The organism is Azorhizobium caulinodans ORS 571, from assembly GCF_000010525.1.
Classification (GTDB): Bacteria; Pseudomonadota; Alphaproteobacteria; order Rhizobiales; family Xanthobacteraceae; genus Azorhizobium; species Azorhizobium caulinodans.
The window spans coordinates 907,142-930,753 of record NC_009937.1 but is presented as its reverse complement, the minus strand read 5'-3'; the positions used below and the strand labels follow the sequence as shown (position 1 = coordinate 930,753).

The following is a 23,612-nucleotide window of genomic DNA, read 5'->3' as shown; positions in this document are numbered from 1 at the left end:
TGTGTCCGTACGGTGCTTGGAACGTATTCGCTTACTGACTTCCCGCTTATCTGGTGAATTCAGAACCGTCGACACTCCGCTCGGTGGCCTCAGCGCCGTGCCGTCCCTCCCGGAAAATCGTCTTCTCACCCGGAACGTTGTGCTCGCCGGCAGCCGCGCGGGAGATATGGACGCCCGTCCCACAGCCCCGCCATGCCCCCCTTCGCCCGTCATCAACGGCTTCATCGCGCGCGCCGATACCTCCCGGCTGCGGGAGAATATCCGCGCTCGCGTCGCATCCACGCTGTCCCCGCTGGTGGGCCGGCGAGGCCTCACCAGGAAGGCCCGCCACAAGCCGCCGACCGGCTCGTGCCGCCTCGATACCAACATGACCCGCGCCCGGCTTGCCAGACCCCTCGTTCTCCCCCCGGCAGAGTGCTCTGCCTGCCGGGGCTGCCGAGACGTCTCAAGGCCGCCTTGAAGCCCGGCTGACGACGACGCGATAGCAAGATCGCATGCGCGCATTTGGTCATACCAATTACGAACATACATCCTTTACACCGCATCCCCTCTGCTCCTATAGAAGAGAAATCGTTCCGCCAGATACCATTTGGTCCGACCACTCATGCGCACGCAGCACCTCTCTTCCGGCTCCCATGACGGGCGGGCATTGGCGGTGCGGCTGGTGGAGGCGCTGGAGGCGCGGATCGCGGCCCTCGGCGCGGGCGACCGGCTGCCGGCGGAACGGGTGCTGGCGCAGGAGCTCGGCGTTTCGCGATCGAGCATCCGCGAGGCCATCCAGCAACTCGTGAGCCGCGGGCGCCTTGTGGCGCGGCAGGGCGGCGGCACCTTCGTGCAGGAGCCGGATCACGCCTGGACCGGCGGCGGGCTCATCGCGCCGCTCGCCCCGCTGGTGCGGGACGATCCCGCCTACTGGCGCGATGTGATCGAGATCCGCCGCTCTCTGGATGCCAGCGCCGCCTTCTTCGCCGCCACCCGTGCCACGGCGGAAGACAAGGCGCGGCTGGAAGCCTGCCTCGCCCAGATGAGTGCGCGCCACAGCCCCGGCGATCCGGAAGAGGATGCGCGGGCGGATGTGGCATTCCACATGGCCGTGGCGGATGCCTCGCACAATCTTGTGCTGCGCCATGTGATGGCCGGGCTGCTGGATCTGCTTCAGGCCAGCATTTCCCAGAGCCTCGTCAAGCTCTATTCCGTGCCGCGCACCTTCGAGACCCTGGAGCGCCAGCATCGCGTGCTGGCGGAGGCCATCCTCGCCGGCACGCCAGAGACGGCGCGGGACGCCGCGCTTCAGCATCTCGACTTCGTCGAACAGACGCTCCGCCAGATCGAAGAGGACGCCGCGCGCCTGCGGCGGGCCTCCATGCCCTTACGCCAAAAAGGAAACGCCCGATGATCATCTCGTCACCGAACGACTATCGCGCCGCCGCCAAGAGCCGGCTGCCGCCCTTCCTCTTCCATTATGTGGATGGCGGTGCCTATGCCGAATACACGCTGCGGCGGAACGTGGAGGATCTCAGCCACATCGCCCTGCGCCAGCAGGTGCTGCGCAATGTGGCGGACCTCAGCCTCGAGACCGAGCTGTTCGGCCAGAAGCTCACCATGCCGGTGGCGCTCGCGCCCGTGGGGCTGACGGGCATGCTGGCACGGCGCGGCGAGGTGCAGGCGGCGAAGGCGGCACAGGCCAAGGGCGTGCCCTTCACCCTCTCCACCGTTTCCGTCTGCCCCATCGAGGAGGTGCAGAGCCAGTGCGCCAAGCCCATCTGGTTCCAGCTCTATGTGCTGAAGGACCGGGGCTTCATGCGGAACGCGCTGGAGCGGGCGCAGGCGGCGGGTATCAATACGCTGATCTTCACCGTGGACATGCCGGTGCCCGGCGCGCGCTATCGCGATGCCCATTCGGGCATGTCCGGCCGCAGCGGGCCGACCCGCCGCGTCCTTCAGGCCATGGTGCATCCACGCTGGGCGCTGGACGTGGGTCTGCTCGGCAAGCCGCACGATCTCGGCAACATCTCCACCTATCGCGGCAAGCCCACGAACCTGGCCGATTACATCGGCTGGCTGGCGGCCAATTTCGATCCCTCCATCAGTTGGAAGGATCTCGAATGGATCCGCTCCTTCTGGAAGGGGCCCATGATCATCAAGGGCATCCTTGATCCGGTGGATGCGCGCGATGCGGTGGCCTTCGGCGCCGACGGCATCGTGGTGTCGAACCATGGCGGACGCCAGCTCGACGGCGTGCTCTCCTCGGCCCGCGCCCTGCCCGCCATCGCGGATGCGGTGGGCGATGATCTGACGGTGCTGGCGGATTCCGGCATTCGCACCGGCCTCGACGTGGTGCGCATGCTGGCGCTGGGGGCCAAGGGCGTGCTGCTGGGCCGGGCGTTCGCCTATGCCCTCGCCACGCATGGGCAGGCGGGCGTCGCCAACCTGCTGGACCTCATCGAGAAGGAAATGCGGGTGGCCATGGCGCTCACCGGCGCCCGGTCCATCGCGGAAATCACGCGGGACAGCCTCGTCGGCCTGCCGCGCTGAAATAGCAATGGCGCCGGGCGGTGTCCCCGTCCGGCGCCATCGTGTCCTGCCGGAAGGCTCAGGCGGCCGCCACCGAGCGCAGGAAGCCGTCGATCTCCGATTGCAGCCGGCTCGTCGCCTCCTTCACCGAGCGCGAGGCGTTCAGCACCCGCGAGGCGGAGGCATCCGTGCCCTGCACCGCGGAGTTGAGCTGCTGGATGTCGTCCGCCACCGCGCCAGTGCCGTTGGCCGCGCTGTCGATATTGTTGCCGATCTGGTTCGTGGTGGCGCTCTGCTGCTCCACCGCGGCGGCAATGGAGCTGGCGAAGCTGTCCACATTCTCGATGGTGCCCGAGATGGTGCGGATGGCTTCCACCGCATGCTGCGTCTCGGCCTGAATGGCCGACACCTGCGAGATGATCTCGCTGGTGGCCTTGGAGGTCTGGGCGGCCAGCTCCTTCACCTCGGCGGCGACCACGGCAAAGCCCCGGCCCGCCTCCCCCGCGCGCGCCGCCTCGATGGTGGCGTTGAGGGCGAGGAGATTGGTCTGTCCGGCGATGGCCTCGATGAGGCTCACCACGTCGCCGATGCGGTTCGCGGCATTGGCGAGGCTGGCGATCTTCTCGTTGGTGGATCGGGCATCGGCCGCCGCATGGCCGATCATCTCGGAGGTGGAGGCCACCTGACGGGAAATCTCGCCGATGGAGCTCGCCATCTGCTCGGCGGCGGCTGCCACCGATTGCATGTCGGCGGACGCGCGGGCCGAGGCCTCGCTGGCCGAATGCGCACGCTCCTTGCTCTCGGTGGCCGAGTGCGAGAGCTGCGAGGACACCGCTTCCAGGTCCGTGGAGGCAGTGGTCGCCTCGCCGATCATGGCGGCGGCGGCCTCGCGGAAGCGGGCGATCAGGCTGTCGATGGCCTTCTGCCGTGCCTCCTGCGCCGCCTGGGCCTCGGCGCGAGCGGCCTCAAGCTCGTGCCGCTCGATGGCATTCTGGCGGAACACCTCCACGGCGCGGGCCATGTCGCCGATCTCGTCCTTGCGTTCCAACCCGTCGAGCCGGATGGAAGTGTCGTCGCCGGCGAGCGCGCGCATCTTGTCGGTGATATCCGTGATCGGCTGCGTGAGAAGCTGGGCGCCGACCCAGACCAGCACGAGCACGAGCACGAGCACGATGGCGGCGATGCCGCCCATCATGTTGCGGGCGTCCGTCACGGTCTGGAGCGCATCGGCCTTCGGCACGGTGAGGATCAGCGTCCAGCGCTCGCCGACGCCAGCGATCTGCACCTGGCTCGCGAAGGCATAGAAGGTGGCGCTGTCATAGGTGCCGGTAAGGGTGAAGGCGAGGCGGATCAGCGTGGTGCACACACCGCAGAAGGTTTTGCCCTCATCCGTATAGATGATGCGCTGCACGGGCTTGCCACCAGCAGCATCCTTGACGAGCGCGGTCAGGGCGGGATCCGTCACGGCGCCGCCGACGCGCTCGGCCTCGGCGCCAGCGAGCCAGTTGCCGTCCGAGCCCACGACGGCCGCAACACCGGTGCCGAAGGGCTTCAGGTCCGCGACGGTGCGGGCGATCCGCTCCAGCGGCAGGTCCACCGCGACGACGCCGATAGGCGTGCCCGCGCGGCGGACGGGGACCGCCACGGTCACGACCTTCACCGGGCGCCCGCCGAAGACCGCCGCATAGGCGGGCGTCGCGACCGCCCGCCCCTGCTGGACGGCGGATGGGTACCAGCGCTGCGCCGCCCCATCCTGAGAGACATTGACGGCCTCGCGGGCCACCGAGCCGCCAGCATCGCGATAGAAGCGGGCGGAGAAGCGACCGGTCGAATCCGCAAGGGCGTGGCCGGCGAAATCCTTGTCCTGCCCGTCGAGCTTGCCGCTCTCGAAGGCGAGCGTCATGCCGGCCAGCGCCGGATTCTCGGCAACGAGGCCGGAGAGAACGAAGCCCAGACGATCCCGATCACCGCCCTTCTCGCCGATGAAGCCCTCGATGGCGGTGGCCGCAGCACGGGCGGTGAGCGCGGCCTCCTCCACCTGCGCGGCGATGGTGCGCGCGGAGTCCTTGGCCAGCGCCTGGCCCCGACGCTCGGCATCGAGCTGGACGGCCGAGGTCATGGTGTAGAGGCCGATGGCGCCAACCACCATGAGGCCGATGCCAAAAAGGGCCCCGGCGAAGCCGACGAGCTTGGTACGAATAGGCAGATCGGAAATACGCATAGAACTCCCTCGCCTTCCAACGAGCACGCGGCTCGCCTTCCGGAGTCCGAAAAGACCCCGGCGCATGGAGTTGAGTATCCGTACATGCCGGCTTCAGGCTTGAACGGAGACGGCAATGCGCCGCTCCGCTCGACCCCCGTCAGAATGCGCCCGCTGTGCGGCGCGCCTCCCTAGCCCCGACCGCCATTTCGGCGCATCAACTTCCGTTGGGCGAAACCTGACGGCAGACGATGGCCGGCGCTTTGCGGAAGATCATATTCGCAGCCAAATTGCCGCATGCGGCGTCGCGGCCATGCGCGGACAGGCGATTGCCAGCAATGGATTACCGCCGAAAGCGGGCAGCTGCGTAGGGGCGGATGTCCCGCTCGGGCGGGCGGCCCGCGATGATGTCCGCCACCAGCCGGCCGGTGATCGGTCCGCTGGCGAGCCCCACATGGCCATGACCGAAGGCATGGACGATATCCGTGCAGGCCGAGGCTTGACCGATCACCGGCACGCCGTCCGGCGTCGAGGGCCGGTGGCCGAGCCAGCGCGAGAGACGGGCTTCCGGAACCTGTCGCGGCAGGCCGGGATAGGTGTTCAGCAGATGGTCCAGCAGAACGTCGGCCCGCTTCCAGTTGGGCGCCGCGGCGACGGCGGCGAGTTCTACCTGCCCCGACGCCCGAAGTCCGGCACGGGTGGGCGTATTGGCCATCTTGCCGTCGCTGGGCATCACCGGCAGGTGCGGGCCGCTCTCGGGCGTGGCGACGACCACGTGATAGCCCCGCTCGCTGGCGAGGCTCACCTTGTCGCCCGCTTCCGCGGCCAGGGCGCGCGAATGAATACCGGCGGCGATGACGGCGCGGTCGCAGGGCACGGAGCCCTTCGCGGTGCGGACCGCCTGAAGCCGCCCGCCCACGATGTCAAACCCGGTCGCGGCCGCCTCGATGCGGGTCAGGCCCCGGCTTTCGGCGAAGGCCACAAGGCCTGCCACATAAGCACCGGGATCCACGCAGTGCGCACCCGCTTCCACCAGCGCGCCGAAGCCGTAGCGGGGGTGCAGCGTCGGTTCGAAGGCCTTAAGCGCCGGGCCGTCCAGCTCGCGCCAGACGATGCCGTTGTCCCGCCGCAGCCGCCAGGCCAGCGCTTCCGCCTCGAAGGCGGCGCGGTCCGGATAGGCATAGAGCAGCCCCTTGCGCTCCACGAGGTCAGCGAGACCGGCCTCGGCCGCCAGGGCCGTATGGCGTTCCGGAGCGTCCGACAGCAGCGCCTTGAGGGCGCGGGCGGTGGCCTCCACCTTCGGCACGGTCGCGCCGGCGGCGATGAAGCGCAGCAGCCAGGGAGCGAGCGCCGGCAGCGCCGTCCAGCGGATGGTGAGCGGCCCCAGCGGGTCCATCAGATAGCCCGGCACCTTCTTCCAGAGGCCGGGCATGGACATGGGCACGACGGAGGCGGGGCTGAGCCATGCCCCATTGCCGAAGCTCGCCGCCTGCGGACCACCGGGCTGCCCCGGCTCCACGAGCGTGACGCGATGGCCGTCCCGCTGGAGTTCAAGCGCGGTTGAGGCGCCGACGATGCCGGCACCGATGACGACGATATGGAGGCTCATGGGTCTGGTCCGGAAAGAGGCTTCAGCGCTCGGCGAGGATCTTGGCGTTGCCGCGCAGCGAGGCCTCGCTGATGGAGATGCCGAGGCCGGGACCATCGGGCACGATCACATGACCCGCGCTGTTAGCGATGCGCTCTTCCAGCACGTCCTCGGTGAGCACATGGTGGGGCATGTAGAATTCGCAGCCGAGCGAGATGCCCGGCGTCGCGGCGATGAGTTGCGTGCCGGCGGCGAGCGCAATGCCGCCTTCCCACAGCGTGCCGCCATAGCCCGGCAGGCCGGCGGTGTCGGCAATGGCCATGAGGGACTGCGCCTTCATGAGGCCGCCGCACTTCATGATCTTGACCGAGATGGCATCCGCCGCCTGCCGGCGCACCACCTCCATCAGGTCCACCGCATCGAAGCAGCTTTCATCCGCGAGGATGGGCGTGTCGAGCGCGGCGGCGAAGCCGGCCATGGCGTCGAGGTGGCGACGCGGCACCGGCTGCTCGATGAAGGTGGGGCGGAAGGCGTCCACATCCCGCAGGATCTTCATGGCGCCGAACGGCGTCAGGGCCTGATTGAAGTCGAGCCGCAGGTCGATCCGCTCGCCGAATTCGCCCCGCATGGTCTCCAGGATGCGCAGCTCTTCCGCGTGCGGCTTCACGCCGGTCTTCATCTTGAAGACGGTGTGCCCGGCTGGGACCATGGCGCGCATCCGCTCGAGATCCGCGTCGAAGTCCGGGTCCGCAATGGAGAAGGACAGCGGGATGCGGTCTCGCACCCGCCCGCCCAGCAGGTCCGCCACGGAGAGGCCCGTCGCCTTGCCGAGGATGTCCAGCAGCGCCATCTCGACCGCCGCCTTGGCCTCGCCATGGCCGACCAGCATCTTGTCCATGCGCGCCATCAGCTCGCGCACACGCTTGATGGGCGCGCCGAGGATGAGCGGACGCAGGTAGATGTCGAGGGCGGAGAAGGCGGCTTCCGGCGTGCCGGTGAACACCTCCCACGGGGCCGCCTCGCCCCAGCCCACGATGCCGTCGGCGCTGGTCACTTCCAGCAGCACGCGCTTCACGGAGCCCTTCACATTGCCGACGCCCTGAAGGCGGGCCATCTTGATGGGGCTCTCCACGAGGAAGATGCGGATACGCTCGACGACGCTGTCCCAGCTCATCGCGGGGTCCTTTCAGGCAGATAGGGGTGCGGCCGGAGGCCAGGGATCAGGCGCTCGGCGCCGGGGCCTCGCCGCGCTTGTGGAAGTGGGACAGGAAGGCGCGGGTGGCCGCTTCGCGAGGGGTGTCGATCACCTCCCGGGCCGGCCCCTCCTCCACCACCACGCCGTCGCGCATGAAGACCACGCGGTCGGCCACCTCGCGGGCGAAGGCGATCTCATGGGTCACGATGACCATGGTCATGCCCTCGGCGGCGAGACCGCGCATGACGTTGAGTACCTCGCCCACCAGTTCGGGATCGAGGGCCGACGTCGCCTCGTCGAACAGCATGACCTCCGGCTCCATGGCGAGCGCACGGGCGATGGCGACGCGCTGCTTCTGGCCGCCGGAGAGCTTGCTCGGATAGGCGTCCGCCTTGTCAGCAAGGCCCACCTTGGAGAGCAGGCGGCGGGCCAGCGGCTCGGCCTGCGCTTTCTTCATGCCGCGCACGGTGAGCGGGCCTTCCATCACATTGGCGAGCACGCTCATGTGCGGGAACAGGTTGAAGTGCTGGAACACCATGCCGGTATTGGCGCGGAAGCGGGCGATCTCCTTCACGCCCGGCAGCCTGTCGCCGGAGCCGAAGGCGAAGCTGTCGCCGCCCACCCGCACCCGTCCGCCATCGGGCAGCACGAGCAGGTTCATGCAGCGCAGGAGCGTGGACTTGCCGGAGCCGGAGGGGCCGATGAGGGCCACCACCCCGCCCGCGTCCACACGCAGATTGATGTCCTTCAGCACTTCGAGATCACCGAAGCACTTGCGCAGGGCCGCGACCTCGATCTTGGGTTCGGGCATGGGTCCGGTCCTCAATCGGTCACGGCGAGCCGCGCCTCGCCCCGGCGCACCAGCACGGTGAGCGGGAAGAGCGCGAGGAAATAGATGATCGCAATCACCGTGTAGAGCTCCAGCGGGCGATAGCTGTCATGGGCGGCCACCTGCCCCTGATAGAGCAGGTCCGGCACCGCCAGCACGGAGACGAGCGAGGTGTTCTTGAACTGGATGATGGACTGGTTCATCAGCGGCGGCACCATGCGCTTCAGCGCCTGCGGCAGCACGACACGACGCATGATCTGGGACGGCACCATGCCGAGCGCCTCGCCGGCTTCCGTCTGGCCGCGGTCGATGGAGACGATGCCGCCGCGGATGATCTCCGCATAGAAGGAGCCGCCATAAAGCGAGAGCGCGAGGATGCCGGCCGTGAAGGCGGACATCTCGATGCCCGTCAGGATGGGCATGGCGTAATAGAACCAGATGAGCTGCACGAGGACCGGGGTGCAGCGGAACACCTCGATATAGGCCGAGGCGAGCCAGCCGACCGGGCGGAAGGGGGAGAGCTTGGCGAGGCCCGCCAGCAGGCCGATGGCCAGCCCCAGCACGACGATGGCGATGGTGAAGGCAACCGTAACCCCGAGGCCGTCCAGCAACAGCCAGCGATAGGACCAGACGAGCCCGAAATCCCAGTGATACATCGAAGGTCCTCAATCGACGACGAACACCGGGCGGCGATGCATTTCCCACACCGCCGCCCGGCATGAGTGCGTCAGAGCTGGATGCCGGCCGGCATGTCCGCTTCCGTGACGCCCACCAGCTCCATGTTCGTGACGATGGCGGAGCGGATGAAGCCGAGGCCCTTGTTGTATTCGATCCAGGTGTTCACGTAATCGCGCCAGGTCTTGTCGTTCTCGCGCCGGAAGCCGGCGTTGGAGGTGGTGGAGAAGACCGGGGTCGGCACCAGAAGCTGGCCCACATTGGGGTTCTTCTTGCGCACGGTGAGCGCCAGCATGAGGATGATGCACTGGGCATCCACGCGGCCGGAGACAAGTGCCATGGTGGCCTCGTCCGCCGTCTTCAGGCGCACGATCTGCGCCTTCGGGCACAGGCGCGAGACCACCTGATCGTGGGAGGAGCCCACGTCCACCGCGATCTTCACGTTCGGATCGTTCAGCTCGGCCCAGGTCTTCGGCGCGAAGTCCTTCCTGGTGAGCATGGTGAAGGCGTTGGAGAAGACGGGGACGGAGAAGTCCACCACCAGCGCGCGCTTCGGCGTCGGGTTGAGGCCGAAGAAGATGTCGATCTTGTTGGCCTGAAGATCGAGCACCGAATTGCCCCAGGTGGTCTCGGTGATCTCCAGCTGGCACTCCAGCTCGTCCGCCAGCGCCTTGGAGATGTCGATATAGAATCCCTTCCACTGACCGGTGGCGAGATCCTTGTTGTAATAGGGCGCGCCGCCGGCGACCGCGCCGATGCGCAGCTTCTTGGTGCGGCGGATGCGGTCGAAGGTGCTCTCGTCGGCGCTCTGGGCGGCGGCGGGCGTGATGAGCCCGCCCATGGCGGCGGCGGCCGTGGCGCCGGCGCCGAGCAGGGTGGCAAGGTTCCTACGCGAGATCATCGGTCCCCTCTTCGGTTATGATTTGATCCTTTCGGAGCTTGTTTCGCTTCCGTTGTCAAATGGGCAGAACCGTTGAGGCGCGCCCTCATCCCGCCTTTCGCAGGGGAATTTCATCGCTTGCGATGTCACCCCCATGTCCGGCGCGGGGCGCGGCGCCCGAGCCTTGCGCGAGGCGCAGACCTGCAGTGGTGGAGAGGAAGTCGGCAAGGCTCGCATCCTCCTGCCGGACGAATCCCTTCTGAGGCAGTTTGCCGGTGAGGAAGAGCTCCACCATGGAGACGCAGCCCGCCGCGGTGGTGAGCTGGATGGCGCTCATCTCCGGGGCGCCGTAATAGCGCAGCACCGTGCTGTCCTCCTCCAGCCGGCCATTGCGCTCGCCGACCCCGGTCACGAACACCACCACCACGTCCTTGCGGGTGAAGGGCGCCGCACGGTTGAGGATGCGGCGGAGCGTCTCGCGATCGTCGGCCAGTTCGAGGCCGCGCAGCAGCAGCTTCATGATCTCCGCGTGTCCCGGATAGCGCAGGGTCTTGTAGCTGAGATCGCTCACCCGCCCGTCCAGCGTCTCGGTCAGCGTGCCCAGCCCGCCGGAGGTGTTGAAGGCCTCGTAGGAGACGCCATCGATCATCACATGCTCCAGCCCCTCCAGCGCCGGCACGAGGGTGGGACGCCCTTCGAAGACGATCTCGCAGGGGTTGCAATATTCATTGATGAGCCCGTCCACCGACCAGGTGACGTTGTAGCTAAGCGCGTTGGTGGGATAGAGCGGCAGGGCGCCGACGCGCATCTTCACCGATTTCACCCGCTCGAAGCGGGCCGCCATGTCGGCGCCGAGGATGCAGATGAAGCCAGGCGCGAGCCCGCATTGCGGCACCAAAGCCACGTCGGCGGTCTCGCCCAGCGCCTTGATGAAGGCGGTGGTCTCCACATCCTCCGTGAGATCGAAATAGTGCGTGCCCGTCGCCACGGCGACGCGGGCGATGGTCTTGTTGAGGAAATAGGGACAGGCACTCACCACGATGTCCTGGCGGGTGAGAAACACCGTGAGCGCCGCCTCGTCCGCCACATCCAGAGGCGCGACCTCGAAAGCGCCCCCAGCAAAGGGGGCGAGCTGGGCAGGATTGGCATCGGCGAGGGTCACGGCATGCCCCTGTTCCGCCAGCATGGCGGCAATGACGGAGCCGATCTGGCCGGCACCGAGGACGGCGATGCGCTTGAAGGGAGCAGACATGGGTTCGGCCTCCGGAACAGGAAAGAAGTCCCGGCCATGATGCGGCCATCGTTCGGCGGAAGAAACCGTGAGCCTGACGATATAAATGGCGCATAAAGACGATCTGCCGTAGCTTTTCGGCATGTTGCCGATCGATGCTACCGACCAAGCCCTGCTGACCCTGCTGCGGGAGAATGCCCGCGCCCCCACCGCCGACCTCGCCCGCCAGCTCGGGCTCTCCCGCACCACCGTGCAGAGCCGGATCGAGCGGCTGGAACGGCGGGGGGTCATCACGGGCTATGGCGTGCGGGTCGCCGACGCCTACGAGCAGGGGCTCATCAAGGCCCACGTCCTCATCACCGCCGCTCCCAAGCTCGCCCGCCGCGTGGAGGGGGAATTGCGCGCCCTGCCAGCCGTGCGCACCCTGCATTCGGTGAGCGGCGCGTTCGACCTCATCGCGGTGGTGGTGGCGCCGTCCGTGAAGCAACTGGACGAGATCGTCGATCAGATCGGCCAGTTGGAAGGCGTGGAGCGGACCCTGACCTCCGTCATCCTCTCCACCCGCATCGACCGCTAACCCCCACATAATACCTCTAACAGCCTAGCCAGCCGCAAGCTTCGTCAGCTTATAGTGTCGAGGCAGCCGTGATTCGCGGGCTGTGGTCTGGTGCCCCGAGGGAGAGGCGCATGAACGAAACGGATCAGCTGGACGCCATGGGCGCCGAAGGCCACGAGCAGGGGCCGACCGCCGATGACGCCCTGTCGCGGATCGAAAGCGTCGCCGCGCTTTTCGATGCCATGAGCCATGGGGCTGGCACAGAAGCCGCCGCGCAGAACTGATTTTTCGGACGAAACGGCCCTAGGACCGCAGGCCCAGAGGCTGGTCGCCGGGGCGGTCCAGTTGTTCCAGATGGCGCCGCAGGTGAAAGACGAAGGCCCGCGCCGCGTCCGGCAAGGTGCGTCCCAGCATGGACTGGATCTCGTAGCGCCGCTCGTTTGACGTCTTGCTCCTGAGCGGCAAGGCCACCACGTGGAAGCGCCAGATGCGCGAGAGCACGGTGATGCGCCCCGTCACCGTCACGCCGCCGCCCGTCTCCGCGAACCGCCACAGGCCGGACATGTAGTTGGTCGTGAGCATGGGCTCAACGGCGATCCCCTCCGCACCGCAGACCAGATCGAACAGCTGGCGTGCGGTCGTGTCCTTGGCCGGCAGGCCGAGGGGAAAGGCGGCGATGTCCGCGATCGTCACCCACGGCCGGTTGGCCAGCGGATGGTCGAGCCCCACCAGCGCCATCAGCGGCGCGCTGCCGCCGAACTCCACCTGGACGCTCGCGTCCGGCATGAAGCCGAAGGTGAGGCCGATATCGATCTCGCCCTCGCGGACCATGCGTGTCACCGCCTGCGGCGCGGCCACCCGCATGTCGAAGGCGATGCCGGGATAGGTATGCCGGAACATGCCGATGGCCTCCGGCATGAAATCGGTGGCAAACCCTTCCGTGCAGCCCACCCGCACGAGGCCGCGCTCGAGGCCACGCAGGCGGCGGATTTCGCTCACCACCTGCTCCTCGCCCAGCAGCGTGCGCCGGGCATGCTGGGCCAGAAGTTCGCCCGCCGCGCTCGGCACCATGCCGCGCGAGCGCCGCTCGAACAGAGGCGACCCCAGTTCGGCTTCCAGTTTTGCGATCTGCCTGCTGATGGCGGAGGCGGCCACGTTCAGTCGCACGGACGCCTCGGCAATGGAGCCGGAGCGAACAACTTCAAGGAAGTACCGCAGTGCGGCGTCGCCCAACGTAACCCCCGGGTGCAGCGCGACAGGGCTTCATTGCCGAAACGGCAACGATAATCACGAAATATTCTAATTGCGATATCCGAAAGGCTCAATAAGCTGCCATGCCTAGATGTTGGGCGAACAGCACCGGCATCCAATATCAAACCCAGAGAGAGAACATGGCTTTCCTTCAGTCCCGTCTCTCACGTGCTCTCGCGGTGGCCATGTTCGCCATCGCTCCGGCGGCCGCTCACGCGGGCAAGGCCAACGACACGCTCGTCTATGCCTCGGATTCCGAGCCGGAGAACGTCAGCCCCTATCATAACAACGTGCGGGAAGGCGTCATCATCGCCCGCCACGTGTTCGACAACCTGATCTTCCACGATCTGGCCACCGGCAAATACGAGCCGCAGCTCGCCACCAACTGGACCTGGGCGGATCCGCAGACGCTGGACCTCACCATCCGCAAGGGCGTCACCTTCCACAATGGCGACCCGCTGACCGCCGACGACGTGGTATTCACGCTCAACTACGTGGTGTCGCCGGACTCCAAGGTGGTGACCAAGCAGAACGTCAACTGGATCAAGAGCGCCGAGAAGATTGGCGACGACAAGGTCCGCATCCACCTCGTGGGCCCGTTCCCGGCGGCCATCGAATATCTCGCCGGCCCGGTGGTCATCTATCCGGAGAAGTACTTCAAGAAGGTCGGCCTCGACGGCTTCGCCAAGGCCCCCATCGGCTCCGGACCCTACAAGGTGACTTCGGTCACGCCCGGCAAGGGCGTGAAGATGGAAAAGAACACCAGCTACTGGAAGGACAGCCCGCTCGGCCAGCCGAAGATCGGCAAGCTGGAATTCCGCATCATCCCCGATCCGGAGACCCAGGTGGCCGAACTGATGACCGGCGGCGTGGACTGGATCTGGCGCGTGCAGGCCGACCAGGCCAAGCAGCTCGGCGCCGTGCCCAACCTCACCGTGCTCTCGGCCGAGACCATGCGCGTCGGCTTCCTCCAGTTCGACTCGCAGGGCCGTGCTCCCGGCTCCGAGCCGCTGAAGGATCCCCGCGTCCGCCAGGCCATCTCCTATGCCATCGACCGCAAGGCCATGGTGGACAATCTGGTGCGCGGCGGCGCCCGCGTCATGAACTCGGCCTGCTTCATCGATCAGTTCGGCTGCACCGACAAGGGCGTGCCGCGCTATGACTATGATCCCGCCAAGGCCAAGAAGCTGCTGGCCGACGCCGGCTATCCCAACGGCTTCTCCATCGACCTCTACGCCTATCGCGAGCGCGAATATGCGGAAGCGGTGGTCGGCTATCTTGGCGCCGTCGGCATCAAGGCGAAGCTGAACTTCATGAAGTATGCGGCCCTGCGCGAGCTGTCCCGCTCCGGCAAGGTTCCGATCTACTTCCAGACCTGGGGCTCCTTCTCGGTGGCCGATGCCTCCGCCTTCACCGGCGTGTGGTTCAAGGGCGACGAGGACGACATGACCCGCGACCAGCAGGTCACGGACATGCTCAAGAAGGCGGATACGACGGTGGAGACGGAAGCGCGGCTTGCCGCCTATTCCGAGGCGTTGAAGCTCATCGCCGAGCGCGCCTACCTGCTGCCGCTCTTCTCCTATTCGTCCAACTACGCCTTCACCAGCGACCTGAACTTCAACGCCCAGCCCGACGAGCTGCCGCGCTTCTTCAAGGCCCGCTGGCAGTGACCTCATGGACGGCGCGCCTTGGGCGCGCCGTCCGCCGACCGTGGCGTGCCTAAAGGCCCGCCCGGCCCGTCCGCCGCGATGGCGCTCATGCGCCCGGCGTCGACACCCTTTCCGGCGACACCGCGCCGGTCCGTTCGCAAGCGATCCGGCGTCTTCCAGCCGTCTTGTCAAGGCGGTGGGAGAAGCCATTGAGGAAGCCTCGATGCTCGCCTTCACCCTTCGACGCCTCGTCGTCGCGCTCTCGGTGGCGTTCACCGTATCGGTGGTGGCCTTCGCGCTCCTGCACCTCTCGGGCGACCTCGCCACCACCATCGCCGGGCCGGAAGCCTCCCCCGCCCAGGTGGCGGAGGTGCGCGCGCAGTACGGCCTCGACCGGCCGCTGACGGCGCAATATCTCGACTGGCTCTGGAGTGCGCTGCATCTCGATTTCGGCCAGTCCTTCTATTTCCGCTCCAGCGTCGTCTCGCTGATCGCGGAGCGGATGCCGGTCACCCTTGAACTCGGCGCCATCTCCCTCTTCATCTCGCTGGTCATCGCCGTGCCGCTGGGCGTGCTGGCGGCGGTGTTCCGGGGCACCATCATCGACCGCCTCGCCCTCACTTTCTGCGTGCTCGGGCAGGCCATTCCCACCTTCTGCCTCGGCCTCGGCCTCATCATCATCTTCGCGGTGAACCTGCGCTGGCTGCCGGTGTCCGGCAACGCCTCCTGGCAGAACTTCGTGCTCCCCTCCATCGCGCTCGGCTGGTACGCCGTGCCGGCGGTGATGCGCCTGTCGCGCAATGGCATGCTGGAAGTGCTCTCGGCGGATTACATCCGCACCGCCCGCGCCAAGGGCCTCTCGCCCGCGAAAGTCGTCCTCAAGCACGCGCTGCGCAACGCCATCATCCCGGTGGTGGCGCTGGCCGCCGTGCAGTTCGGCTTCATGCTGGGCGGCTCCATCGTGGTGGAGGCGGTCTTCTCCATGCACGGCATCGGCCATCTCGCCTGGGAGGCCATCGCCCGCAACGACTTTCCGGTGGTGCAGGCGGTCGTGCTCATCCTCGCCGCCATCTACATCACGCTCACCTTCCTCGCGGATGTGGTCAACGCCTTGCTCGATCCCCGGATGCGCGTCGCATGACTGACCTTGCCCCTTCCGCCACCGAGGCCTCGCGCCTTGATGCGGCGCCGCCGCGCCGCTCCCCAAGCATGGCGCTGCTGCGCCGGAGCCTGCGCCATGGCGGGCTGATGGCCGGCGCCGTCATCCTTTTCCTCATCATCGCCCTCGCCCTGCTGGCACCGCTGATCGCCCCGCACGATCCCTATGCGCAGGATCTCTCCCGCCGCATGATGCCACCGGTCTGGCAGGCCAAGGGCACGTGGGAGCACATCCTCGGCACCGACAAGCTGGGCCGCGATTATCTGAGCCGCCTGCTGTTCGGCGCGCGCATCTCGCTGCTCATCGGCGCGGTGACGGTGCTCATCTCCGGCACCATCGGCACGCTGCTCGGCGTCTGCGCCGGCTATTTCGGCGGCCGGGTGGATGCGGTGTTGAGCTACATCGTCACCACGCGCCTTGCCCTGCCCGTGGTGCTGGTGGCGCTGGCCTCCGCCGCGCTCGTCGGTTCCTCGTTGCAGGGCGTCATCATCGTACTGGGCCTGCTGTTGTGGGACCGCTTCGCGGTCGTGACACGCTCGGCCACGCAGCAGATCGCCGGCAGCGACTATATCGGCGCCGCCAAGGCCATCGGCTGCTCGACGCCGCGCATCATCCTCTCGGAAATCCTGCCCAACATCCTCAACCCGCTGATCGTCGTGGCGACGCTGGAAATGGCCCACGCCATCCTGCTGGAAGCCGCGCTCTCCTTCCTCGGCCTCGGCGTGCAGCCGCCGCTCCCCTCGTGGGGCCTGATGATCGCCGAGGGCAAGCAGTACATGTTCTTCAGCCCCTGGGTCATCGCCGTGCCGGCCACCGCTCTGGTGTTCCTGGTCCTCGCCATCAACCTCCTCGGCGACGGCCTGCGTGACGTCACCGCGCCCGAGAACAGGAACTGAGCCATGGCTTTGCTGGAGGTGAAAGACCTCGTCATCGACATTCCGACCGAGGCCGGCGTGCTGCACGCGGTGAGCGGCATCTCCTTCTCGCTGGAGCGGGGCGAGACGCTGGCCATCGTGGGCGAGAGCGGATCGGGCAAGTCCCTGACCTCGCTGGCGCTGATGGACCTGCTGCCCAAGCGCGCCCAGCGCAAGGCGGCGAAGATCAGCTTCGACGGGGCCGACCTGATGACCATCTCCGCGGGTGGCATGCGCAAGCTGCGCGGCAACCGCATGGCGATGATCTTTCAGGAGCCGATGACCTCGCTGAACCCGGCCTACACCATCGGCGACCAGCTGATGGAAGCCCTCACCTGTCATCGCAAGGTGAGCGCGAAGGAGGCGCGGGACCGGGCCATCCATCTGCTGGAGAAGGTGGGCATCACCGCCGCTGACCGCCGCCTCGGCCAGTATCCCCACCAGCTCTCCGGCGGCCTGCGCCAGCGCGTGATGATCGCCATGGCGCTCATGTGCGGGCCGGACCTCATCATTGCCGACGAGCCCACCACCGCGCTCGACGTGACCATCCAGGCGCAGATCCTGCACCTGATCGCCGATCTCCAGAAGGAGTTCGGCATGGCGGTGATCCTCATCACCCACGATCTGGGCGTAGTGGCCCGCGTCGCCGACAAGGTGGGCGTCATGTATGCCGGCCGCCTCGTGGAGACGGGCGCCGCCCGCGCGGTGTTCAAGCATCCGCGCCATCCCTATACGCGCGGCCTCTTGGACTGCATCCCGGTGCCGGGCCGCACCGTGCCGGGCATGCCGCTCGGCGCCATCCGCGGGCAGGTGCCGAACCTCATCGGCAAGCTCGAAGGCTGCGCCTTCCGCAATCGCTGCGATTTCGCCGGGCCGGAATGCGCCGGCGAGATCGCCATCGCCCATCCCGAGCCCGAGCATGACGTGCGCTGCGTGCGGATGCCGGTGCTGGAGGCCAGCGCATGACCGACACCGTCCTCGAACTCCGCAATGTCACGCGCACCTTCGGGGTGTCGCAAGGCCTGTTCAACGGCCGGGCGACGCTCACCGCCGTGGCCGGCGTTTCGCTGAAGGTGAAGCGCGGCGAAGTCTATGCGCTGGTGGGCGAGAGCGGCTCGGGCAAATCCACGCTCGCGAAGATGCTGCTGGGCCTGCTGCCGGCGTCGTCCGGCGAGATCCTGATCAATGGCAAGCCCATCAACGCCGCCGACCGCATCGCGGTGGCCCGGCGCATCCAGCCCATCTTCCAGGACCCCTATTCCTCGCTCAATCCGCGCAAGTCCATTGCCCAGCTCATCGCTCTGCCGCTGGTGGTGCACAAGATCGGCACCGCCGCCGAGCGGCACCAGAAGGTGCTGGAGATGCTGGACGTGGTGGGCCTGCCCCGCCGCCTGCTGGACGCCTCGCCCAGCCAGCTCTCCGGCGGCCAGCGCCAGCGCGTGGCCATCGCCCGCGCGCTGGTGATGCGGCCGGAGGTGGTGATCTGCGACGAGCCCACCTCGGCGCTGGACGTTTCGGTGCAGGCGCAGATCCTGAACCTGCTGCTGGAGCTGAAGCGGGAGCTGGGGCTCACCTATTTCTTCATCAGCCACAATCTCGCGGTGGTGGAGCATCTCGCCGACCGGGTGGCGGTGATGTATCTCGGCCGCTTCGTGGAAGAGCGTTCGCGCGCCGGCCTCTTCGCGGGGCCGGAGCATCCCTATGGCCGCGCCCTCCTTGAGTCCGTGCTCACGCCGGACCCGGACCTCGGCGTGCCGGACACCCATCTCGGCACCGCCTTCCCCAACCCGCTGACGCCGGTGCCCGGCTGCGCCTTCAATCCCCGCTGCCCCCGCGCCACCGACCTCTGCCGCAGCACGGCGCCGCCGGTGGTCGATCTGCCGGACGGCTTCGCCACCTGCCATTTCGCCACGCCCGCGCTGGCGCAAAGCGCGGCGTAGCGGCCATGGGTGCTTGACCCCAACCGTTTTACCCCCCTCCCCGGCCCTCCCCCACAAGGGGGGAGGGAGTTGGGCTCGCGGGGGAACCCTCCCCCCTTGCGGGGGAGGGCAGGGAGGGGGGTAAGACCCTCTCCGCCTAGACACTATCCGACCCCGACGCGCCGCCCGCGCGCGCCAGAACCCTCCCCACAGAAGAAGCTGATCCCATGAGCCGCCAAGATGCCGTCGCCCGCGCTGCGGAGTATTTCGACCGCGGAGACTTTCGCTCGGACCTCGCCCGCCGCGTCGCCATGGCCACCGAGAGCCAGACAGGCGAAAGCCTCGAGGCGCTGCGCGCCTATCTCACCGACGAGATGATTCCGACGCTGGAGAAGCTCGGCTTCTCCTCCCGCATCGTCGAGAATCCCGTGCCCGGCTATGGCCCGTTCCTGATCGCCGAGCGGCATGAGGCCGATGGCCTGCCCACCGTGCTTACCTATGGCCATGGCGATGTGATCTTCGGCCAGGAAGGCAGCTGGCGCGAGGGGCTTGCCCCCTGGACGCTGGTGGAGCAGGGCGACCGCTGGTACGGCCGCGGGACCGCCGACAACAAGGGCCAGCACTCCATCAACATCGCCGCGCTGGAGCAGGTGATGGCGGCGCGCGGCGGCAAGCTCGGCTTCAACTGCAAGATGCTCATCGAGATGGGCGAGGAAGCCGGCTCGCCGGGCCTGCGCGACATCGCAAGGATCGAGCGCGAGGCGCTCTCCGCCGACCTCCTCATCGGCTCGGACGGCCCGCGCCTCTCCGCCGTGCGCCCCACCGTCTTCCTCGGATCGCGCGGCGCCTTCAACTTCGAGCTGGAGGTGAACCTGCGCGAGAGCGGGCATCACTCCGGCAACTGGGGCGGCGTGCTCGCCAATGCCGGTACGCTCCTCGCCCACGCGATCACGAGGCTCGTGGACCAGAAGGGCCGCATCCTCGTCGACGGCCTGACCCCGAAGGAGATTCCCGCCTCCGTCCGTGCGGCCCTCACCGACATCCAGCTCGAACAGGGCATGGGTGACCCGGAGATCGATCCCGACTGGGGCGAGCCGGGCCTGACGCAGGCGGAGAAGATCTTCGCCTGGAACACGCTGGAAGTGCTGGCCTTCAAGACCGGCGCGCCGGAAGCCCCCGCCAATGCCGTGCCGCCCTCGGCGCGTGCGACCATGCAGTTGCGCTTCGTCGTGGGCACCGATCCCAACACCATCATCCCGCTGGTGCAGGCGCATCTGGACGCCGCCGGCCTCTCGCAAGTGCGGGCGCGGCCCTCGCGCATGGCGACCTTCGAGGCCACCCGGGTCGATCCGGAGGATGCGTGGGTGAAGTGGGCGCTCGCCTCCATCGAGACCACCACCGCCAAGAAGCCCGCCCTGCTGCCGAACCTCGGCGGCTCGCTGCCGAACGACGTGTTTGCGCTCATCCTCGGCATGCCCACCGTGTGGGTGCCGCACTCCTATCCCGCGTGCTCCCAGCACGCGCCAAACGAGCATCTGCTCGCCTCCGTCGCGCGGGAGGCTCTTCAACTCATGGCCGGCCTGTTCTACGACCTCGGCGAAGATGGTTCCTCGATCCTGAAGGCGCGCGCCGCATGAGCACCCTGCCCACCCCCACCGGCCTTGATGCCGCGCTGGCCGAAAAGGTCGTCGCCTGGCTCGCACCCCGGTTCGACGAGATGGAGGCGCTGCTGAAGCGCCTCGTCAACATGGAGTCGAGCAGCTTCGACAAGGAGGGCACCGACAAGGTGGGCGAGGTGATCGCCGAGATCCTCACCGCCGAGGGCATCCTCGTCACCCGCCTGCCACAGCAAGGCTATGGCGACGTGTTCCGGGCCGAGGTGCATGGCCGCGCCGGCGGCGCCCACGCGCTGCTGCTGGGCCACCGCGACACGGTGTTCGCCAAGGGCACGGTGGCGAACCGGCCCTATTCCCGGAAGGACAAGCTCGCCTTCGGCCCCGGCGTCTGCGACATGAAGGCCGGGCTCGTCACCAACATCTTCACCCTGCGCGCCATCAAGGCGGTGGGCGGCCTCTCCTTTCCCGTGGTGGCGCTCTTCACGGGCGATGAGGAGATCGGCTCCGGCACCGGCCGCCCGGAGATCGAGCGGGCGGCGTACGGCGCGCGGGCGGTCTTCAACACCGAGCCCGGTCGAGTCTCCGGCAATGTGGTGACCGGCCGCAAGGGCGGCGGCTCATTCCTGATCAAGGTCACCGGCAAGGCGGCCCATTCCGGCGTCAACCACAAGGACGGCGCGAGCGCCATCGAGACGCTCGCCCGCAAGATCGTGAAGCTGCACGCCCTCACGGATTATGAGGCCGGCATCACCACCAATGTGGGCGTCATCAAGGGCGGCAACACCCACAATACGGTCGCCCCGTGGGCGGAGGCCGAACTGGACCTGCGCTTCGTGACGCTGGACCAGCACAAGGCGATGACGGCGGAGATCGAACGCATCGTCGCCGAGCCGGAAGTGCCGGGCACCACCGCCACCGTCACTCCCAAGTCCATGTTCCTGCCGCTGGAGGAGAAGCACGCCGCCGGTCTGTTCGCCCTCTATCGGGAAGCGGCGACCAAGGACGTGGGCTTCGACGTGGGCGGGGAGTTCACCGGCGGCTGCGCCGATTCCGGCTTCACCGCCTCGCTCGGCGTGTCCACCCTGTGCGGCCTCGGCCCCATCGGCGGCAAGGCCCACACCGATGACGAGTTCTGCGAGCTGGACAGCCTCGTGCCGCGCACGCAGGCGCTGGCCGCGACGCTCTGCCGCCTCGCCTGAGACGACGCTTCGCCTCTGTGCCCGGCCGGTGGTAAGGAGGGTCCCTCCTCCACCGGCCGGCGGTTCGACGCATGGAAAAGAACACCCAGGAACGCCACCGGCTCTACGAAGACGCCATGGCTCTCGTGCTCGGCACGCTGTTCGTTTCGCTGGGCATGTACATGTATGCGAAGGTCACGCTGCTGGTGGGCAGCCTTGCGGGCCTGTCGCTGCTGCTGAGCTATGTGAGCAGCTACGGCTTTGCGCCGATCTTCTTCCTCATCAACGTGCCCTTCTACATCCTCGCCGTGAGGCGCATGGGCTGGCCCTTCACCGCCCGCACGGTGGTCGCGGTGGGCCTCGTCTCGGCCTTCTCGCGCTTCACGGGAGATGTCATCGACATCTCCCGCATCGACCCGATCTACGCCACGGTCATCGGCGGCGGGCTGGTGGGCACGGGGCTCCTGATGCTGTTCCGACACCGCACCAGCCTTGGCGGCATCAACATCCTAGCCCTGTTCCTGCAGGAGCGCTTCGGCCTGCGGGCGGGCTATTTCCAGCTCGCCGTCGACCTTTGCATCATGGCGGCGGCCTATTTCGTCATCCCGCTGGACAGGCTGGCGCTGTCGGTGCTCGGCATCGCCATCGTCAATCTCATCATCGCCCTCAACCACAAGCCGGGCCGCTATGCCGGCTGGAGTTGGTGAGCGGCCCTTCAGCCGCCCACCTTCTTCACGCGCATGGTGTCCGCACCGCTCTCGACGGGCCTGCGCTGGGTGATCAGCCGCGCGCCGCGCTGGAACGTCACATAGTCCCACAGCCAGTTGAAGGCGACCGCGAAGCGGTTGCGCGGGCTGATGAGGAAGTAGACGTGGACGAGCCCCCAGAAGGCCCAGCCGAGGAAGCCGGTGAGCTCCAGATGCTTCAGCTTCACCACCGCCGCCTTTCGGCCGATGGTGGCGAGATCGCCCTGGTGCCTGTAGCGGAAGGGCGGGGGCGCCGGGGCGTCTGAGACGCGCGCGGCGATCACGCCCGCCACATAATGGCCCATCTGCTTGGCGGCCGGCGCGATGCCGGGCACCGGGCGGCCGTCTTCCTGCTTCGCAAGGGCGGTATCGCCCACGGCGAAAACGTCCGGATGGCCGGCGATGCTGAGATCCGGTCCAACCTCCACGCGCTTCGCCCGGTCCATGGCCGCGCCCACCCAGGCGCCCGCATCGGAAGCAACGACGCCCGCCGCCCAGATGATGGTCGAGGCTTCGATGCGGCCTTCCGCAAGGCTCACGCCCTCGGCATCGCACCCCGTGACCATGGTGCCCGTGCGCACCTCCACCCCGATGCGTTCCAGGCTCTTGCGGGTATATTCGGAGAGATGCTCCGGGAAGACCGGCAGCACGCGCGGCCCCGCCTCCACGAGAATGATCCGGGCATCGCGCGGGTCGAACCGGCGGAAATCGAGCGGGAGCGCGTGGCGGGCGAGTTCCGAAATGGCGCCTGCCATTTCCACCCCCGTCGGTCCGCCGCCCACCACCACGAAGGTGAGCAGACGCCGCCGCTCCTCCTCGTCGCGGGCGAGCTCTGCCCGCTCGAAGGCGAGGAGCACGCGGCGGCGGATTTCCGTCGCATCCTCGATACGCTTCAGGCCGGGCGCGAACGGCGCCCATTCGTCATGGCCGAAATAGGCATGGCTCGCCCCGCTTGCCAGCACCAGATAGTCGTAGGGTACGCGCGTGCCGGAGGCGACGACCTCGCGCCGCTCCGTGTCCACGCCCGTCACCTCGGCCATGAGGACCGTGGCATTGGTCTGCTCCGACAGAATGCCGCGAATGGGCCAGGCCACCTCCGCCGGCGAGAGGCTGGCGGTGGCCACCTGATAGAGTAGAGGCTGGAAGCAGTGGTGGTTCTGGCGGTCGAGCAGCGTCACCTCGACCGGCGCACCGGCGAGCCCCTTGGCTGCCTCGATCCCACCAAAGCCGCCGCCGACGATGACGACGCGCGGCCGGGCCGTTGCCTGATCGACGTTTGTGTTCTGCATGTTCAACCTTTCCCCCGCGCTCTGCGCGGACGGGCCGCGATGCGCGGTCGGCCGTTCTTTCAAGAAACAGGACATTCACCCGTTCAACGCGCACTCCCGTTACGGGATCCGTCGCACGGATGCTGCATTGCAACATCTATAGCACGGCCACCGTTTGCTGCGGAACGGCCGTTGACTTCACATCTCGTGTAGCGTCGTTACTTTAAGATATCTGCACAGCCGA

The 23,612-nt window shown here is 67.7% G+C and carries 21 protein-coding genes; 12 read left to right on the top strand and 9 right to left on the bottom strand.

Features of this window, described 5'->3' with window-relative positions:
• Positions 1-604 precede the first annotated feature (604 nt).
• The gene (locus AZC_RS04200; protein ID WP_043878871.1) at positions 605-1,396 is read left to right on the top strand and encodes an FCD domain-containing protein; all 792 of its coding nucleotides are present in this window, start codon (positions 605-607) and stop codon (positions 1,394-1,396) included.
• Positions 1,393-2,535, top strand: a complete 1,143-nt coding sequence (lldD, locus tag AZC_RS04195) for an FMN-dependent L-lactate dehydrogenase LldD (protein ID WP_012169353.1) — start codon at positions 1,393-1,395, stop codon at positions 2,533-2,535. The genes AZC_RS04200 and lldD overlap by 4 nt, the downstream gene beginning before the upstream one ends.
• A gap of 58 nt (positions 2,536-2,593) precedes the next feature.
• On the opposite strand, the gene AZC_RS04190 is transcribed toward lldD, so the two are convergent.
• The 7 genes from AZC_RS04190 to AZC_RS04160 all read right to left on the bottom strand — a co-directional run bounded on the left by AZC_RS04190 (position 2,594) and on the right by AZC_RS04160 (position 11,133).
• Entirely contained in the window at positions 2,594-4,735 is a 2,142-nt protein-coding gene (locus AZC_RS04190) for a methyl-accepting chemotaxis protein (protein WP_043878870.1), read from the bottom strand.
• A gap of 322 nt (positions 4,736-5,057) precedes the next feature.
• The gene (locus tag AZC_RS04185) at positions 5,058-6,323 is read right to left on the bottom strand and encodes an NAD(P)/FAD-dependent oxidoreductase (RefSeq protein ID WP_012169351.1); all 1,266 of its coding nucleotides are present in this window, start codon (positions 6,321-6,323) and stop codon (positions 5,058-5,060) included.
• 22 nt (positions 6,324-6,345) lie between these two features.
• A complete protein-coding gene (locus tag AZC_RS04180; RefSeq protein WP_012169350.1) occupies positions 6,346-7,476 on the bottom strand; it encodes an enolase C-terminal domain-like protein in 1,131 nt (376 codons plus the stop codon).
• Between the two features lie 46 nt (positions 7,477-7,522).
• Positions 7,523-8,308, bottom strand: coding sequence for an amino acid ABC transporter ATP-binding protein (locus AZC_RS04175; RefSeq protein WP_043878869.1), 786 nt, complete (start codon positions 8,306-8,308; stop codon positions 7,523-7,525).
• A gap of 11 nt (positions 8,309-8,319) precedes the next feature.
• Complete coding sequence (locus AZC_RS04170) at positions 8,320-8,982, bottom strand: amino acid ABC transporter permease (RefSeq protein ID WP_012169348.1); 663 nt, start codon at positions 8,980-8,982, stop codon at positions 8,320-8,322.
• A 71-nt stretch (positions 8,983-9,053) separates the two neighbouring features.
• Positions 9,054-9,902, bottom strand: a complete 849-nt coding sequence (locus tag AZC_RS04165) for a transporter substrate-binding domain-containing protein (RefSeq protein ID WP_012169347.1) — start codon at positions 9,900-9,902, stop codon at positions 9,054-9,056.
• An 85-nt stretch (positions 9,903-9,987) separates the two neighbouring features.
• On the bottom strand, positions 9,988-11,133 hold the full coding sequence (locus tag AZC_RS04160; RefSeq protein WP_012169346.1) for a saccharopine dehydrogenase family protein: 1,146 nt from the start codon (positions 11,131-11,133) through the stop codon (positions 9,988-9,990).
• A 121-nt stretch (positions 11,134-11,254) separates the two neighbouring features.
• On the opposite strand from AZC_RS04160, the gene AZC_RS04155 reads away from it, so the two are divergent.
• Positions 11,255-11,689, top strand: coding sequence for an Lrp/AsnC family transcriptional regulator (locus tag AZC_RS04155; RefSeq protein WP_012169345.1), 435 nt, complete (start codon positions 11,255-11,257; stop codon positions 11,687-11,689).
• Between the two features lie 110 nt (positions 11,690-11,799).
• Positions 11,800-11,952 (top strand): hypothetical protein, encoded by a 153-nt coding sequence (locus AZC_RS25665; protein WP_158304095.1) that lies wholly within the window; start codon positions 11,800-11,802, stop codon positions 11,950-11,952.
• 19 nt (positions 11,953-11,971) lie between these two features.
• Here the strand turns inward: AZC_RS25665 and AZC_RS04150 are convergent, their stop codons facing one another.
• On the bottom strand, positions 11,972-12,901 hold the full coding sequence (locus tag AZC_RS04150) for a LysR family transcriptional regulator (RefSeq protein WP_012169344.1): 930 nt from the start codon (positions 12,899-12,901) through the stop codon (positions 11,972-11,974).
• A 158-nt stretch (positions 12,902-13,059) separates the two neighbouring features.
• Between AZC_RS04150 and AZC_RS04145 the strand changes: the two genes are divergently transcribed.
• From AZC_RS04145 to AZC_RS04110, 8 genes are all read left to right on the top strand, one after another.
• Positions 13,060-14,589 (top strand): ABC transporter substrate-binding protein, encoded by a 1,530-nt coding sequence (locus AZC_RS04145; RefSeq protein ID WP_043878868.1) that lies wholly within the window; start codon positions 13,060-13,062, stop codon positions 14,587-14,589.
• A 202-nt stretch (positions 14,590-14,791) separates the two neighbouring features.
• Positions 14,792-15,709, top strand: coding sequence for an ABC transporter permease (locus AZC_RS04140; RefSeq protein WP_043878867.1), 918 nt, complete (start codon positions 14,792-14,794; stop codon positions 15,707-15,709).
• A complete protein-coding gene (locus tag AZC_RS04135) occupies positions 15,706-16,623 on the top strand; it encodes an ABC transporter permease (RefSeq protein WP_012169341.1) in 918 nt (305 codons plus the stop codon). The genes AZC_RS04140 and AZC_RS04135 overlap by 4 nt, the downstream gene beginning before the upstream one ends.
• 3 nt (positions 16,624-16,626) lie before the next feature.
• Positions 16,627-17,607 (top strand): ABC transporter ATP-binding protein, encoded by a 981-nt coding sequence (locus AZC_RS04130; protein WP_012169340.1) that lies wholly within the window; start codon positions 16,627-16,629, stop codon positions 17,605-17,607.
• Positions 17,604-18,581 carry an ABC transporter ATP-binding protein gene (locus AZC_RS04125; protein ID WP_012169339.1) on the top strand — a complete coding sequence of 326 codons (978 nt, stop codon included), beginning with the start codon at positions 17,604-17,606 and terminating at the stop codon, positions 18,579-18,581. The genes AZC_RS04130 and AZC_RS04125 overlap by 4 nt, the downstream gene beginning before the upstream one ends.
• Before the next feature lie 206 nt (positions 18,582-18,787).
• Positions 18,788-20,197, top strand: a complete 1,410-nt coding sequence (locus AZC_RS04120) for a M20 family metallopeptidase (RefSeq protein ID WP_012169338.1) — start codon at positions 18,788-18,790, stop codon at positions 20,195-20,197.
• A complete protein-coding gene (locus tag AZC_RS04115) occupies positions 20,194-21,375 on the top strand; it encodes a M20 family metallopeptidase (protein ID WP_043878866.1) in 1,182 nt (393 codons plus the stop codon). The genes AZC_RS04120 and AZC_RS04115 overlap by 4 nt, the downstream gene beginning before the upstream one ends.
• A gap of 71 nt (positions 21,376-21,446) precedes the next feature.
• A complete protein-coding gene (locus tag AZC_RS04110) occupies positions 21,447-22,061 on the top strand; it encodes a YitT family protein (protein WP_012169336.1) in 615 nt (204 codons plus the stop codon).
• Positions 22,062-22,069: 8 nt separating this feature from the next.
• On the opposite strand, the gene AZC_RS04105 is transcribed toward AZC_RS04110, so the two are convergent.
• Positions 22,070-23,389 (bottom strand): NAD(P)/FAD-dependent oxidoreductase, encoded by a 1,320-nt coding sequence (locus AZC_RS04105; RefSeq protein WP_043878865.1) that lies wholly within the window; start codon positions 23,387-23,389, stop codon positions 22,070-22,072.
• Positions 23,390-23,612: the final 223 nt, after the last annotated feature.